General features: G+C 59.4%; 16 protein-coding genes. 2 read left to right on the plus strand and 14 right to left on the minus strand.

Translation table 11 applies throughout. The features are described from left to right. Nucleotides 1-288: 288 nt before the first annotated feature. The 7 genes from JHD77_RS03095 to JHD77_RS03125 all read right to left on the minus strand — a co-directional run bounded on the left by JHD77_RS03095 (nucleotide 289) and on the right by JHD77_RS03125 (nucleotide 5,689). The gene (locus JHD77_RS03095) at nucleotides 289-1,299 is read right to left on the minus strand and encodes a hypothetical protein (RefSeq protein WP_059303338.1); all 1,011 of its coding nucleotides are present in this window, start codon (nucleotides 1,297-1,299) and stop codon (nucleotides 289-291) included. Between the two features lie 357 nt (nucleotides 1,300-1,656). Then, nucleotides 1,657-1,836 carry a hypothetical protein gene (locus JHD77_RS03100; protein WP_033992001.1) on the minus strand — a complete coding sequence of 60 codons (180 nt, stop codon included), beginning with the start codon at nucleotides 1,834-1,836 and terminating at the stop codon, nucleotides 1,657-1,659. 10 nt (nucleotides 1,837-1,846) lie between these two features. Continuing rightward, complete coding sequence (gene csrA, locus JHD77_RS03105; protein ID WP_031690900.1) at nucleotides 1,847-2,041, minus strand: carbon storage regulator CsrA; 195 nt, start codon at nucleotides 2,039-2,041, stop codon at nucleotides 1,847-1,849. 57 nt (nucleotides 2,042-2,098) lie between these two features. After that, complete coding sequence (locus JHD77_RS03110) at nucleotides 2,099-3,022, minus strand: recombination directionality factor (protein ID WP_031690901.1); 924 nt, start codon at nucleotides 3,020-3,022, stop codon at nucleotides 2,099-2,101. 78 nt (nucleotides 3,023-3,100) lie between these two features. Continuing rightward, nucleotides 3,101-4,105 (minus strand): YqaJ viral recombinase family nuclease, encoded by a 1,005-nt coding sequence (locus JHD77_RS03115; RefSeq protein ID WP_078458399.1) that lies wholly within the window; start codon nucleotides 4,103-4,105, stop codon nucleotides 3,101-3,103. An 80-nt stretch (nucleotides 4,106-4,185) separates the two neighbouring features. Next, on the minus strand, nucleotides 4,186-4,779 hold the full coding sequence (locus JHD77_RS03120) for a DUF4339 domain-containing protein (RefSeq protein WP_049950714.1): 594 nt from the start codon (nucleotides 4,777-4,779) through the stop codon (nucleotides 4,186-4,188). A 70-nt stretch (nucleotides 4,780-4,849) separates the two neighbouring features. After that, nucleotides 4,850-5,689, minus strand: a complete 840-nt coding sequence (locus JHD77_RS03125; RefSeq protein WP_124101424.1) for a hypothetical protein — start codon at nucleotides 5,687-5,689, stop codon at nucleotides 4,850-4,852. 146 nt (nucleotides 5,690-5,835) lie between these two features. On the opposite strand from JHD77_RS03125, the gene JHD77_RS03130 reads away from it, so the two are divergent. After that, the gene (locus JHD77_RS03130) at nucleotides 5,836-6,198 is read left to right on the plus strand and encodes a helix-turn-helix domain-containing protein (protein ID WP_031690905.1); all 363 of its coding nucleotides are present in this window, start codon (nucleotides 5,836-5,838) and stop codon (nucleotides 6,196-6,198) included. 44 nt (nucleotides 6,199-6,242) lie between these two features. Here the strand turns inward: JHD77_RS03130 and JHD77_RS03135 are convergent, their stop codons facing one another. The 4 genes from JHD77_RS03135 to JHD77_RS03150 form a co-directional block, all read right to left on the minus strand. Then, on the minus strand, nucleotides 6,243-7,211 hold the full coding sequence (locus JHD77_RS03135; protein ID WP_031690906.1) for a DUF932 domain-containing protein: 969 nt from the start codon (nucleotides 7,209-7,211) through the stop codon (nucleotides 6,243-6,245). Between the two features lie 97 nt (nucleotides 7,212-7,308). After that, nucleotides 7,309-7,578 (minus strand): hypothetical protein, encoded by a 270-nt coding sequence (locus tag JHD77_RS03140; protein ID WP_172402895.1) that lies wholly within the window; start codon nucleotides 7,576-7,578, stop codon nucleotides 7,309-7,311. Nucleotides 7,579-7,901: 323 nt separating this feature from the next. Then, nucleotides 7,902-8,900, minus strand: coding sequence for an AraC family transcriptional regulator (locus tag JHD77_RS03145; protein ID WP_033992002.1), 999 nt, complete (start codon nucleotides 8,898-8,900; stop codon nucleotides 7,902-7,904). Between the two features lie 98 nt (nucleotides 8,901-8,998). After that, complete coding sequence (locus tag JHD77_RS03150) at nucleotides 8,999-9,781, minus strand: SDR family NAD(P)-dependent oxidoreductase (RefSeq protein WP_033992004.1); 783 nt, start codon at nucleotides 9,779-9,781, stop codon at nucleotides 8,999-9,001. Nucleotides 9,782-10,068: 287 nt separating this feature from the next. On the opposite strand from JHD77_RS03150, the gene JHD77_RS03155 reads away from it, so the two are divergent. After that, complete coding sequence (locus JHD77_RS03155) at nucleotides 10,069-10,368, plus strand: hypothetical protein (protein WP_078458401.1); 300 nt, start codon at nucleotides 10,069-10,071, stop codon at nucleotides 10,366-10,368. A 42-nt stretch (nucleotides 10,369-10,410) separates the two neighbouring features. Here JHD77_RS03155 and JHD77_RS03160 read toward each other — a convergent pair whose 3' ends face one another. The 3 genes from JHD77_RS03160 to JHD77_RS03170 form a co-directional block, all read right to left on the minus strand. Then, on the minus strand, nucleotides 10,411-11,658 hold the full coding sequence (locus JHD77_RS03160) for a dipeptidase (protein ID WP_191519430.1): 1,248 nt from the start codon (nucleotides 11,656-11,658) through the stop codon (nucleotides 10,411-10,413). 1 nt (nucleotide 11,659) lies between these two features. Further along, a complete protein-coding gene (locus JHD77_RS03165) occupies nucleotides 11,660-13,894 on the minus strand; it encodes a TonB-dependent receptor (protein WP_078458402.1) in 2,235 nt (744 codons plus the stop codon). A 161-nt stretch (nucleotides 13,895-14,055) separates the two neighbouring features. Continuing rightward, nucleotides 14,056-15,111 carry an ABC transporter substrate-binding protein gene (locus JHD77_RS03170; RefSeq protein WP_078458403.1) on the minus strand — a complete coding sequence of 352 codons (1,056 nt, stop codon included), beginning with the start codon at nucleotides 15,109-15,111 and terminating at the stop codon, nucleotides 14,056-14,058. Nucleotides 15,112-15,130 lie beyond the last annotated feature (19 nt).

The raw sequence follows: 15,130 nt of genomic DNA on the forward strand, positions 1-15,130 counted from the left end.
CCCACACCCCTAAGCATTAGTCCCGCATGTACCCGCTGACATAGTGGTCATGGCAATCGTCGCAAACGAACCCTGACTCAACCTCATGAGTCGCCGGCTCACCACAGTCGCACGTTGCGCGGGAGATCCGGAGCGAGCTCTGACAGTCAGGGCAGCGGGGACGTTGCGGATTTAGCTCATCGTCGACTGACTCGAAATCAGCCTCGGATGTGGTGCACCCGCAGTCGAGGCACTCAAACTCTTCCTGCTCTTTGTCAGAGCTGTTGCTATCCCACATTTGAACGCCGCTCATGACCGGCCCCCTTTGAGAAAACCAGGAATACGAATTTCAGACTGTGGATCAGGATTGAACTCGGTGAAATGCTCTCTCAGGATCGAGTCGAATCCGTTTGCACGGAGTGTCTCGATGATCACAAAGCTGAGTGGTGCTACACCACGACTCGTCTGCATCACCTGGTGAGAGGCATTGCCCAGCACTTCACGAACGATTTCCTTCGAGTAGTCATCGCCGCCGTCAATAGACAGAAGCGCACACTGCGTAGCACCGTAGTAGTCGTTTTTGAAATGCAGGAACTCAGCGAGTACACGCATAGCTTCGGGCTGCTTGTTTTCGTACGCCATCAGCAGGTACTCAACACACTCAGCCTTGTAGCCACCAGCGCTCGATGCAAGGAATACACCGGCCAGGTATTGGGAGTACACATGACCTTGCTTCGCGAGCGACTTGTATTCCTTAATTGAGCTTTGAGGCGCCCAGACAGGATGGTGCAGGAAAATATCCTTGTCTGTGTGGTACTCATCGCTCATCGGGTCGTGATCAAGGTTCTCCGCGAATGCGGCCTTGAACCGGGCGATCACCTTGTTGCGAGCATCGCTGACCAGATCAGAATAAGAGCGGTCGTATTGCGATTTTGCGTAGGTGTCGAAAGCTACGCCTATCTTCGTTCCTTCAGGAGCAGCCTTCAGAGCTTCCTCGCGGAAGTCTTCGACCTTGATCTTGATGCCCTGGTGAGGAATCGAAAGCGTGAGCTGGGAGGTATCAACCGCCTTGGAAAGATGGTGGAACGGGTTCGGCTTCCCCATCATTCCCGTGATCTCAATTTGCCGCTCAGACAGTGGGGCCTGAACCCAGGCGTCCATCTTCTCTTTACGGCTTTTAGGTTCACGGTTTTCAACGCCAACCCGAGTGCCGGGCAAGATGAAGTCTTTACTGTCAAAGACCTTCTGGCGAATCGGAGGGTGATTTTCCCCTAGGATTGTCAGGGTAAATTCTTGCAGGTTTGCTGATTTCGTGTTCATGAGCACGTTCTCCAAAATTGGGGCTTTTGGACATTGTCAGGCCACTAAACAAAGTCACTTTGCCCATTTGGGAATGTGCCTCATTTACTCTGATGTACAGCTTGTTCGCTTTTACGACTGTTTGATTCCCATAGGTGGCCTATGGACATGGGGTCAGCCATGCGAGCTGAGAAATTACCCCCACTCTCCATGGCTGTCAAACGTAAACAATCGGGGGCAGGCCACGATACTGATGCTAGCGAGGCAGGAGCCTAGAGTGACTCCGTTGGCAGCAAATGACTGCTCATGGCCGGAAGCTGTCTGTCGATCAAAAAATAAAATTAAGTAGGAGCCCATCGGGCTCCTACTTATGACGATCTAACGCCGAGCAGCGCGCGTGCGCTTGGACGCAAGCTGAAACACAGCGAGAGTCATTACGATGACTAGCATTAACGGCCAGTAGCGCACGGCAAGAATCATCAGTGCCACTACAGCTGCGCTGCCGGCGAAGATGCTGACCAGCATAAACAGCAGACCTAGAAATTTCAGCAGCCCCATGGCAGGACTCTTAAAAGGCGGCCGGTGAAGTGTCTTGCTGCTTATCTGCGTGGATACGTTGATAGACCTCCTCTCGATGCACCGTGATGTGGGGCGGTGCGGAGACTCCGACGCGCACCTGGTTACCTCTGATGCGAAGAATGACGATCTCGATGTCATCGCCAATTCGGATCGTTTTGCCGACGCTGCGGGTGAGGCTAAGCATGGTTCGTACTCCTGAACGTGAGGGCCGGCTCTAAGCCGGGTCCAGTTCCTGTATTCGTTAATCAGTGAGTTGTTGACTGCTCGCCTTGGCACGATCGCGAAGTCGTGCCGTTAGCGTGGGGCGCGTGCAGTCGTTAGCAAGTGCGTCTGCAGTAGTCGGCGATGTGGTCGTGGTGTTTGGAGGTTCAGGAAAGAGTTCTTCCACTATGGCTTCTCCTTCTTCTTCGCTCTCCTCGAAGGCGCCGTTGGCGAAGCCCAATCGCGCCGCTGCGTCCAGAGCGTTCTGGTCAAATCCAGACTGCTTTCGTGCCTCTTCGATTTCTCGAGCATGCTGCAGGGCCTGATCCATCGACATGCCACTACGCACGGTGATATCGACGTAGAAGATTGGCAGCCCATGGCTCTGCTGCGTGGACTTGCCTCGCACGTGCAACTCCAATGGAAGGCAGGCCAAGCGATCCCCAGAAATAGCCTGGAGATACTGCAGGCGCGCTGCCAACGTACGGATGCTGTTGAAGCCGGTTGTACGGAATACGAAGCTGCCCAGCGTGTCCTCATCGCCTATGGCTACATTGAGTCGACCATACGGCTTACAGGCTCCTCCTATGGCTAGTGGGCAGCCGTCGGGCGAAGGGCAGGGGAGAGAGTCAATTCCCTCTTTGCTGCGACGTTTACAGCTCTCTCCATTACCGACGCACAAGGGGCGGCCCGTCTGCCTATCGAACAGGCAGTACTCGGCACGAAAGTTGAGATCAGGGGCGTTGAACAGCAGACGAACCGGAATGCTTCGAATTTTGCCGCCTTGAGCTTTGCGAAGCTCCTCGTCGATGGGGTGCATTAGCCAGTTGTCGCGCACCTGGATCTGCGAGGTGATGGTGAATTGATCGTCCTTTTCCGGCAGGCGCTTGCCGTTTTTCTCGACGACCTTACCGATGGAAATCCGCCCGAGCACCGGCGGGGTAATGGCCAAGCCTTTGAGCATTGGTGGTTCTCCAGTGGGGGAATAAAAAAGGCCACCCTGGCGCGGAAAGCACCAGGGGGGCCAATGGGGGAATCGAGCTCAGAGAATCAGGAACCGGCGGCTGCCGATTTTCGTGGTGGGGTAGCGTGCGAGTAGGTAGGGCTTCTCTTTAAGCAGTTGGGATACATCGAGCGTTACGCTGTCTTTGGCCTTGCGCCAGGACACCGTGCCGTTAGCGAAGACTGCTCGACTTGCATCTCCCATGGCTTGCTGCAGTTGCTGCTTCAGCTCCGCCTCGCGTTTGCTCTGCCGCTCGAGGGTGGCGCGTACAGATTTCAACTCTTCGAACGCGGCTGACAGAGCGACATCCTCAGAGAAGTCCAGCGTGCGCCCCTGATCCTGGGGGTACAGGAAGCGCAGAGCACGGTCCGCTGACTCTGACCCATCTGCTGGTGGTGGGGTGTCACGTTGAACGTAGCCCCAGAACTCCTTCTCCAATTCGATCAGCCAATGGATGAGTTCGTCATCGCGCTCGATACGGTGAATCTCCAAGTGCTGCCCGCCGAGCAGCACGGCGACATCTGCCGCCTGCTTCCCTGTGACCGCCAGCTGGTGCATCACCTGCAGTTGCACATAGACCGGTACGCCTTCTTTCCAGAGGCGCGCTCCATTGATGCCGGCGGTTTTGCACTCGAGGATCTGCACGTCCTCCGCGCCGATAACTTCGCGATCAACGTTGGCCAACATCCAGTCGAGGTTGGCGTCGGAATGCTGCAGTACGGCATTGATACGGCGTACGCGATTGCCGGTGCGTTGGGTGTAGTGTCTCGCGACGATCGACTCGAGGATGTTGCCCCAGTAGGTCGGACTTTCCTCATCGTTCACATCGCTCTTGGGCAAGCCAGAGTCACGCCCTGTTTTCTCCAACCACAATTCCAGTTGCGATTTGTAGGGGTTGAGACCTACGGCAGCCGCTGCATCCGAGCTTCCAATTCCGCGTTTGCGAACAGCAAGCCAGTCATCGCGAGACAAATCCTTGGTGCTAACCAGGCGCAGGGCAGGGCGTGGGGGTTCTTCACTGGGGGTGAAATAGACATGGGCCATATGAGCCTCCGGGCATAAAAAAGCCCGGCGGGTTTTCACCGGCCGGGCGTGCTTTGGGAGTGGAATTTGGCGCGTAAGGCTTAGCCCTGATGAGCACCAATGCTGATGAAGAAGCAGACGATCCAGGTGATGAAGTAGGCGAGGTTCTGGTTCAGCAGCTTGGATCGCTGATACAGATAGACCGGGACCACGAATACCCAGCCTTTGAAGCGGCTGACGTCATAGCCGGCTTGCTTGAGTCGTTTGGAGTCGAGCACCGACAAGGCGATGTTCAACGCGAGGGTGACGTACCAATAGCGGTTCTCCGACATGGCTCGTTCCCACTGCGCTTCATTCGCGCCGAACAGGCCAGCGATAAAAGACTCCAGTAGGTAGCCAATGATCGGAGCGAAGGCGATCAGCCAGGCAATCTTGTTGTTCACGCCGGAGCCGGTGAGGGGCGGCGGCCCAAACTCGTCCAGGTGCTGGCGAAGCTCGGTTTGCTCGATCTTGGCCCATGCGGTCATGCCTTTTTTCCAAACCATCGAGCCGTGGGTCAGCGTTCCACTGCGAATCAGGTCGATGATTTGCTGCTGATCGAAGCCGCCTTTGCGTTCTCCGTTTTGTTCGTAGTGCCATTGCTTGCCGGTCGAGTCGATGCCGGTGGATTGGGCGTTATCAAAACTGGTGCTCATGACATTTCCTTAGGGTGAGCGAGCTCGCTGCAGAAGCTGGCTTCCACAGTGCTTTGGGGGATTTAGGGGGTTATTTCTTAGGGAGCATGTCGGCATTCACGCCGATCTGATGGCCGTTCTTGTCGTAGCACATGGGCAGGGAGTCGCAGTTCCCTCCTTTGGCTGCCACATCCGCTTCGTTGACGGCCGGAATGCCAATAACTGGCAGGCTGGCCAGTTTCACAGTGACAAGGCCCAAGGCCGTATCGACGGTGCAGTAGTCGCTGTCGTTGATAGGGCAGACGGCATGGAATTTTTCACCAGGCTCTCGCTTGCCTAGAGAGTTGGCGGTCTGACGTTTCCCGTTGAAGCCGGGGCCCGTGCCATTGGCATAGGAAACCGGGTTGCCGGCCGTGTCGACTCCCATGTACCAACCTGCCGCGACGACATAGTTCCCCTTGGGCGCGCTGCCATAGAAATCCTTGCCCAAGGCGCAGATTCCATCATCACCACAGGTGACCGGCTTGAAGCCAGAGACGAACCGCACCTCACCATTGGGCATGACGAGGCGAGCGACTTTAGGAGCATCGAGCGGCAAGCATGTGCTGGCCGGCCCCTCCGCGGCAGTGAATAGACCGTCAAATGGCGAGTTTTTCAGGTTCCACGGCTTCGAACAGGGCATGACGTTGTTAGCTGCTTGAGTGGCCGTTGCTGCTGTAGCCAAAAGCATGGCTACGAGTACTGCGATTTTCATGGGTTTCCCTCTCTGAATTTTCCCTGCTGGATGGATCTGTTGTGGGAGAGATGGCTTGTCGCCCGCCAGACGAATTCTTTTCGTCGAAACCGTCAGGCCAAGCGCCAGCCCCTCGCTTACGGCTAGTTCAATGATTTGTTGTTGATGGCGTGTGTCCGGGGGCAACTCTCTCTGCAATCCGGCCGTTCTTCCAAGCCTCCTGTTCCACGCATGAATGTGCCCTCATTGGGGGTAAAATAGGCCAAGTTGGTTGATGTTCGGTCTTTCTGGCTCTTCCTGTCAAATGGGGTGTTGTCCAACCATTCGGGGTGAGTGGAGGGGCTATGAATAACGATGAAGACTTGCAACGACTAGCAGTGCTAACAGGGCAGGCGATTGCGAGGCACAGAAAGCGGAAGGGGTTGACTCAGGATGATGTCGCTGAGCTGCTCGGTATAGGCAATGAGGCGGTATCTCGGATTGAGCGCGGGCTGAGAAAGCCCAACATTGAGCGCCTTATTGAGTTCGCTACCATCTTCGAATGCGAATTGTCGGAGCTACTGACCGAGGCGAGCCCTCGTGCAGTCGAGCAAGCAGGACGCATCCATGATTTGTTGGAGCCGTTGGCGGCAGAGGATCGCCAGTTGTTGCTAGAGACAATCGAACGATTAGCTACCAGGCTGAAGCCTCCAAAGAAAAAGCGCTGAACCCGGGATCGGAGTCATCGCTTTTTCTGGCCGTATCTACTTAGTCAGGCTGCAAGCGCCAGAGCAGCATCCAACGCCTTCTGCTTGATCACCGCACCCTGACCAAACCACGCTGAGTCCATGCGGTACTCATTGCTGCGAGCGCGGCGCTCGTGATCAACGTACTCAGTAACTGCATTTAACAGTCCCCATGCAGTGCCGTTCGCTGCCTCCAGCTGCGAGCCACGTCCGCGGCCTTCATACAAGCTCTGCACTTTGCGCATGGCGCGCTCGTTGACCAGCTTTTCTGGAATTTCGCTGCTGAGGGACGTGTCGCACATCACCCCCATGAAGTAGTTCAGTGCCTCGTTCGACCGCACTTTGCGATCGGCCAGGATGCGCATGCGATACATGAACTCGTCCCATTGCGAGACTGCGATGCCCAGTTGCTTCTTCACAGCCTGAGCGTCGAAGCGGGTGCTGTGCGGGACTTTGATCGCTCGGGTGGCGCCGTCGACGGCGATGGTGAGGGTGTTGTTGCACACGACCCGCACAGTTGTCGGAGTTGCAGTGGTAGCCAGAGTCCCGTCGCAGGACGTAGCCAACAGCAGATAACCGTTAACCAGGTCGTTGCCCTTCAGCGAGGTGTTCTGTCCGGTGCGAGCCAGTGCCCAAAACTTACGACCGCCTTTGAGCACGCCGGCGGTTTCAAGCTCGTAGCCGGAGACTTGTGTGAGGTCCCGGTAGAACTCCAGCACCTCTCGCGGTTGCACGACTTGGTAGCGTTGAGAGACGACCGAGAGTGGCGCTTTGGTGTCGGAGCGATAGAGCACCTTCTGCTCAGGGAAGGAGTGGATGCTGCCGAGGTGGCCAGCGGCGTCTGATTTGAAGTGAACGGGGCTTTCCTGGATCTGCCAGTCCATTCCAGCTTCACGCTGCCAGACCTCCAGCGGTTGTCGCTGAGATAAGCGGTTACCCAGACCGTGCCAGGGAGTTGCGCCGACATAAGCCATGCTTTCTACAAGATGAGCCATGATGAGTTTCCTTTGGGCAATAGCCGGCATAAAGCGCTGCGTCATGTGCAGCACCGGCGGGAGGATTAAGAGGGTTGAATTGGGAAGAGGCGGCCGATCAGATCGGTAGGTTGAAGCGAATACCGCAGGTCAGGCAGATGTTGTTGGCTAGCGCATAGCGATCGAGCTGCTCACCGACTTGGGCGCCGAATGTGCAGCCACTGATGGCGCCGGCCAGAGCTCCGAGGATGGCACCGGATAATGATCCGAGAGAGATGCTTAGCTGGCTGACATGGGGGCTGGCTAAGCTGACTCGACTCGCTGCTAGCGCAGCTGAGGCGCCACGAGCCGCGCCACAGAGAGTTCCGGCAATGATGCCGAACTTCATGGCGGGATTTGCAGATGCGATCCTGAGCGAGCGGCAGCGAGGGCAATGCAATGACATGGTCGGGAAGTCTCCTGGTGGTATGTCATTGCAGTGATGTAGGACTGAGATTTTTTTGAGTGAGATCTTTGCTCGATTTGGGCTCAGATAAGTGAAGTCTGATATCAGAACATGATCTGACTTGGCTTGGATCTCTTAGTCGTATTCGAACGAGCGGGTGAATCGCCACGGATTTTGCAGACACCAGATGACCGCTTTTGGCCGTTAGTTGTCCCGCTGAACCAGGCGTCCCCAAGCGAGCCGAAACAGACACCGCGCTGTTGCTTTTAATGGTAGTGCTGGTTTCGGTATTCCCCGGGAGTCATGCCCGTCCAGGACTTGAAGGCCCGCAGGAATGAATTGGCATCCTGGAAGCCAATGAGAAAGGAGATTTCTCCTGGAGAAATGGTCGAGCGGGAGAGGTAGTGGCGGGCCAGGCTTGCCCGAGTGTCATCCAGCACCTCCTGGTAGCTCAGGGCCTCGTCCGCCAGGTGGCGTTGCAGTGAGCGTTTGCTCATCGCCAGACGCTCGGAGATATCCTGGATGCTGCTCCGGCCGCTGGGCAACATGTCCAGCAGTGCACTGCGCACCCGTTCGCGCGTGCTGGCTCCGCTCTCCAACATCGACAGCCTCGTCTGCAGTTCCGGCTCGAAGAACTGCCACATGGAGACGTTCTCCGTGAGAAACGGGCGGGTCGCATCCTCTGCCGAGAAGCGAATTCGGTTTCGCCTGCCTCGCTCCAGACGACACCCGAGGAACTCTTCGCAAGGCTGAGACTGCCCCGGTAGCGCCACCAGCTCCGCCTCTATTGGAACGATGTTCTGCCGCGTGGCAAGACGCGCCAGGTGGGTGAGGAATACCAGCTCCATGGCGCAGAGGCTACGCGGCAGCGGGCGGTCATAACCGTAGCATTCGATGAAGACCTCCGTGTGCGTGTCGCGAACGTAGACGTCCAGCGCCAGGGGGCCGCAAAGTCGCTTGTATTGGGCAAGCCGAGTGAGGGCGATATTGAGATTCGGGCTGCACAGGCAGGCGAAAAGAGACGGATCGAAAGCCTCTACCGAAATGGCGCCGCCAAGACGCAGAGGCAGCTGCGATTCGCCGACCAACTGTTCGAGGCCAACAAAAAGCCGGAAATATTCAGGCGGGGATAACGTTGCATCCTTGCGGCTGAACAGGTCGGCGGGTAGCTCGGCCAGGGTCAGCAGATCTCCGGCGGCTATTCCCAGATCGGCGGCAATCAGTTTCCATCCGGGATGCACGGCAAAATGCCTGGCTTGCTTCATGGTCGAGATGTCCCTTGGAGTCGGGTTGCTGGCGGGCACTGGGAGATCTGGGCGGCAGATCAGCGGGCCGGCTTGAGCGTCCGGCACCCGAGCCTGGCTCAGGATGTCTTCTCCATCGCCTGACGCGACACTTTGAGCACCGTTCTACGAGGCAACAGAGGAACGATCCAGTCGAGCATGAGCCGCAACTTGCATTCGTTGAAGGCTACCAGCTCACCTCGTTCCATCGCCTTGTATCCGCACTGCGCCACGGACTCCGCCGTCCTGGCATTCTTCCAGACATCGACGCCCTGGAGGTCACCCGCCGCGACGAACCCGGTTGCTACCGCACCCGGACACAATACCGTGGCCGTCACGCCGTATTCCCTTACCTCCTCGGCGATGGCCTGGGTGAACGAGGTGACGTAGGCCTTGGTTGCGTAGTACACCGCCTGCAGCGGGCCGGGCATGAACGATGCGGTCGATGAGACATTCAGGATGCGCCCGCGCCTGCGCGTAATCATGCCCTTGAGGTAATGATGCGTCAGCGAAGTAAGGGTCGTCATGTTCACCTGCATCATGGCCTCGTCAGCGCGCAGGTCGCGTTCGACGAACTTTCCGTGCCCGCCGAAGCCTGCGTTGTTGATCAGGACATCGATGGCTAATCCCAGGGACTCAGTGGCGCGGAAGATGCGATCCGCTGCGCCGGGATCGGCCAGATCTTCCGCGATGACATAAGTTTTCACGCCGTGTTGTGCCTGGAGTTCTCGCTCTATGGCCTCCAGCTTGTCGCGCGAACGCGCCACCAGCACGACATCGCCGCCCTTGCCTGCATGGATGCGCGCCAGTTCCAGTCCGATACCGCTCGAGGCTCCGGTAATCAATGCAGTCCGGGATTCCATGACATCTCCTGCTTTAGGTTCAAACCAATGGGGTAGGGAGATGCTAAGGGGCGCTTGGCACCGCGGCACTAGCGCATCGCGCCAGTTCTAATTCCGATCATGCCAATCTGCCGGAACTACTCAAGATGACTGTTGCGAGGGACTATGGGCAATCGGCAGCGCGGAAACGTTGCTTTGCGCAGGGGCTGCTACCGACCCATAGCGGCCATTAGCTTCTGCCTGTCTACGAGTTTGTACCTCCTTTCGAAATTCGTTGCGCACAATCGTTTCAATGAGCGGGATCTTCTATGCAGACTGACCAGACCAGGCTACTCGCCCTCGCATTGTTTGAGATCAGGACGCTGCTTGCTGATTATTTGGGCGGCGAAGCAGATGCTCCAATGTGCGTTCGTGTTGCGGCACATATGGCCTATGCCCTCCACAACGAGGCGGAGGCTGCATACAGAAACGCCGACTATCAGCTCGACCACGCGATCCGGAAAATCGCAGCGATCGATGAACTACTTGGCGTTTCGGATGGCGCCGCGTTGCTGAGTAGATTTGAAATCGAGGCGACACTCATTCCACGTGGCTCTCCACCTAGTTGACCGCTCCTGGCTTTCAGCCATCTCCGTGCCCCCGTACGATCACTAACCGCCTGCACAATTTTCTACTGCTGCTGGATTCGCGGCCCTTTGCGCCTGGTCGAGGACGCGAAGCAGATTGCCGCCCCATATGTTGGCGAGATCCTGTTCTGAGTAGCCCGCGTCCACAAGCCGCTGGGTAATCCTTGGCAATTGACTGACGTCCTCGAGGCCTGTGACACCGCCGCCACCATCCCAGTCGGCGCCTATGCCGACGTGCTCCGGTCCGACCACCTGGAGGATGTGCAGCAGGTGCTTCATGAACACCTCGAAATCCGCACGCGGATGCTGGTACTTGCGATCCACCTCGCGGATGTCGGCGTAAAGTTGCTGAACCTGCTCAGGGCTCAGGGCAGCCATGTTGCGATAGCGCGCGTAGAACTGCAGGCGGGCACGTTCGCGCTCCGGTTCTGCCTTCAGTGGGATGAGGTAGTCGCTGTAGGTGTTTACTTGAACGACTCCACCCTTGGCCGCCAGGCGGCGAAGCCTTTCATCATCGAGGTTGCGCGGATGGCGATTGACCGCGCGACTGCTGGAGTGGGAAGCGATCAGCGGGGCGGGGGACAGCTCCAGCAACTGGTCGAAGACAGCGTCAGAGGCGTGCGAGACATCCAGCAGCAAGCCAAGCTGTGCGGCCCGCTGAGCCAGCTCTCGCCCCCTGGGGCTGAGGCCACGCCATTGGGGCAGGGCGGTTGCCGAGTCGGCCAGGTCGTTATTGGCGAAATGCACCAGCCCGAGCATTCGCAATCCTCCCCGATAGTAGGTGCATAGCAGCGCGGGGTCCGAGCTGAGCGGGTCGGCGTTCTCCATGCTGATGAAAACCACGCGCTGGCCCTGTTCGGCAATCGCGCGGGCCTGCGCGGAGGTCCTGGCCAGTCCGAATTCAGCGGGATGCCGCTCGACCAGATCATGAATCCGGGTAAGCGTTGCCAGGCCGTAGGCACTCGCTTGGGCGCGCCCCTCATCGGTCCTTGCGCCCTGAGGGGTGTAGATCGCCCAGAAGCCGCCATCGAGTCCGCCTTCCTGCATGCGGGGCAGGTCGACCTGGCTGCCGTCGCCGAGCGTGCTGTGGCGTTGCAGGATGTTCCAGCCGGGTCGGGAGAGCTGGATGGGGGTGTCCAGGTGGCTGTCCAGCACCAGAAGTCGCTGGTGCAAGGCGAGCGTCTGCGCCGAGACCTCCTCCTGCGCCTGGGCACCAGGCGCGGAACCGTTGAGCAGCAGAGCGACAACGATCAGACGAAGGAAATTCTGCATGTCAGAACTCCGCGCTGAGGGTGGTCTGGAAACTGCGGGGCGGCCCTGGCCGGAACAGCGCCGGACCGTCAGGACTGGTGAGGATGAATCCGAGGTAGTTCTTGTCGAAAAGGTTGTCGACGTTGAAACGCAGCTTGACGCTCTTCAACGGCCCGCCCGCCCACTGTTTCCCGCCGAAATCGAGATAGGCGCTGTACAGCGTGTAGCCGCCGATCGACTCGGTGTTGGTGAAGTTGCTGTACCGCGAGTCGATGTAGCGCGCGGTGAGATTGCCCACCGCCCACGGCGAGAACTCGTAGGTCGCGCCGGCCTGAGCAAGCCAGCGCGGGCTGTCGGGGAGGGAGTGGCCGCTGAGCTTCAGGCCGCCGGCGTCATCCTTGAAGTGGGCGACGTTGTAGGTGACGTTGCCGTTGATGACCAGCCCCTGGCCGGGAATCGGTGGCTTCCATTGGCCGCTGAGCTCGCTGCCGTATGCCACGGCCCGCCCGACGTTCTGGTAGTAGGTCTCCGCCTGGCTGCTGCCGGGAACTGGAGCCGCGAAGGCCTGCAAGCGATTGTCGAACTCCGTCCTGTAGAGCGCCAGCGAGGCGTTCAGGGTCGGTCGATTGAAGCGATACCCGACTTCGTAGTTCTTCGACCGCTCGGCTTCCGGTGCCGGGACATTCGGGCTGGCGGCTCGGTAGACATCGTCGGCGCCCCTGGGCAGGGCCATGTTCTCCGAGTAGGAGGCGAATAGCTGGGAACGCCCATCCAGGTCGTAGACCAGCCCCGCCTGTGGCAGGAAGTCGTCATTCCACGAGGTCGACAGACGCGGCTGGCGACCGGCAATGTAATCGCCGGCGTTGCGATAGCCCGCCATTTCGTAGTCCAGGTCCAGGCGCTTGAAGCCGTACTGCAGGCGAAGGCGATCGTCGAGCAGCGACCAGGTGTCCTTCAGGTCGAGCTGCAGGGAATCACGGGTGGAGGTGAAGTCGCCCTGCAGGTGGACGGGCTGATCCAGCAGCGGCTGCCCGGCGGGGCTGCCGTCCGTGAGGTTGTAGCGCGCCTGCAGGCGGTTGAACACGTCCTTCTCGACCCAGGCGCCCGCCTCCAGGAAGTGATCGCCAAGCTGCCACTGCAGCGCCTGGGAAAGCCCGTAGCGGTGGCCGCTGATTTTCGACAATCCATATTGCACACCAAGCGGCGCGTACAACCCCGGTACGCTGCCGGCCTCCGCGTTGTGCAGTTTGGCGGAGGTCGCGTAGGCTTCTGGCGATACCCCGTATCCGCGCTTTCCCTCGTAGTAGAGGCTGGTAACGCTGCGCAGGTCCGGCGTCAGGGCGAAACTCCCGCGTAGGGTGGTCAGGTTGTCGCGTCGCTGGTTGATCGCCTGCTTGTAGTACTGGTTGTAAGCGGTGTTGCTGTAGGGGACGCCGGGAGTTATCTGTGGCAAGGGCGGCAGGTAGTCGATATAGGCAAAGTCCCGCCCGGAGCGGCCGAAGGGGTCCGCGGCCGAGCCCTGGTACTGGGCCAGGGTGACATAGGGCGAATCGTAGTCATAGAAGTCGTTGTAGATGCTGCGCAGGCTTAGCTCGTGACCTGCGCCAAAGCGATATCGGACCTTGGTTTCGACATGCTCGCGATCGATGGTCCCGGGCCCCCGCCAAAGGTCGCCATCGATCTTGGAGCGCGAGACGTACGCCGACAATCCCTCGTGTTCTCCGCTTTCGAGCTTCACGAAGCTACGCCGCAGGGCATCGCTGCCGAGGCTGTAGGAGGTGCTGATGCCGGCCTCGGTCGCGGGCATCAGGGTTTGATAGTCGACGTAGGGGCCCAGCGATGCGTAGCCTGGCTGGGAGACGTCGCCGGCGCCAGTGGAGGCTGTCACTCGCTCGGTGTTCTCGTTGTCCATGTAGCGATAGATGGGGCTGCCGCCGAACTGGTCGCTGCGCCCCAGCGGCACTCCGTCGATGGAGAAGCCGATCTGCTGGAAGTTGAACGCGCGGACGAACACCGAATTACCGAACTCGTAGAGCCCCAGGGGATCGTTCACCTGCACGTTGAAGCCGGCCAGCGACTCGAGCATCTTCAGGCCGGATGTCCCCGCGGGGGCAGAAAGCAAGGCCTGGTGGGAAATGGACTGCGTACTGGTGATGTGGTCGACGCCGGTAGCCAGGCTCGCTTCGGTCACGCGCGCTCCGACCACCTCGACCTTTTCCAGCCGCGCATCGCCATCCTCGGCGTGCGCTGCAGCCAAGGGTAATCCGCAGAGAAGCACACCCCTGAGCAGGGAGCAGGGGGCTGGTAACTTCCGTTTAATCGCCTGAGCTTTCATTGATCGGCCTTAGCTTTCCTTGGGCAGTAAGAAGCCGTCCGGCTCAGCGAGACTGGCCGGATGCGACGAGGTTTTTTCTGGGGTCAGGACCGGGGAATGTGTTCGCCGAGCTCGCGTGCGGCTTCTGCGAGGAACCTGCCGTCAGCCCATTCGCTGACGCTGAAATCGTTCTGCAGGTAGCCGCGTTGGCGCAGGAAATCCTTCTTCAATTCCAGGGCGGCGAGGTTGTGTGGGCTCAACTGGGGCACCAGGTTCTGCCCTGCCAGCCACTGGCGCGCCAGCGCGGCATTACCCAGCACGCTGAAGCGTGGGAAGAGCTCGGCAGCCGCCTGAGGATTGGCATTGATCCAGCGCCCTGCGCGAATGGCTGCCTTGAGAAAGGCCACGACGATCCGCGGGTGCTCTTCGGCGAAGCGCCGGTTGACGACAGTGACGTGCGGGCCGTTGATGTTCTTCAAGGTCCAGTCCGGGTAACGGTCGAGATCTTCAATGGCGGTGAATCGGCCGTCGCGGGTCAGCCCGGCCGCCTGCCAGGGTTGCACCACCAGGGCATCGACGGTGCCGTCAGCGAGCGCGCGTGCGGCCTGTTCGCCGCTGTGGTGCTCCCGCAGCTGGGCCCAGAGGCCGGCCGGGCGTTCGGCGGGGCGAAGGTGCGTGGGGTCATCCTGCTCGAAGCGCACGATTTCCACCTCGCCGCGCTCGAGCCCGGCCAGTTCCAGGCTGTATTGCAAGGTCTGTTCGGCCACTGCGTTGGCCACGTCGATGCGTTCGGGGTTCGTACTGGCGGCCACGCCGATGCGTCTGCCGGCCAACTGCGCCACTCGGCGCAGGCCGGCCCCGGCGCGCACCAGAATCTGGCCAGGACGCTGGCTGGCGGTCGTTGCCACCAGCAGGGTGTCGGCCAGGTCCGCTCGGGCCCACAGCGGAGGCACCGCGCCGCCGTCGCGAATCAGGTTGTCGTGATGATGGCGGAAGTGACCCAGCCAGCCCTGATTTTCCGGGAGCGAACGCAGATACCGCGGGCGAGCGCCGGCGCGCTGCAATTCTTCGTCGAGCCAGCCGAACTCGACCGCCACATTCGAGGCGATCGGCAGGGGGCAGAGGCTGTAGAGGGTTTCAATGGTGGGCGATTGACTCATGGACAACTCCTGTGAAGGC

The sequence above is a fragment of the Pseudomonas sp. P20 genome, assembly GCF_016463925.1.
GTDB classification, from domain to species: Bacteria; Pseudomonadota; Gammaproteobacteria; order Pseudomonadales; family Pseudomonadaceae; genus Pseudomonas; species Pseudomonas aeruginosa.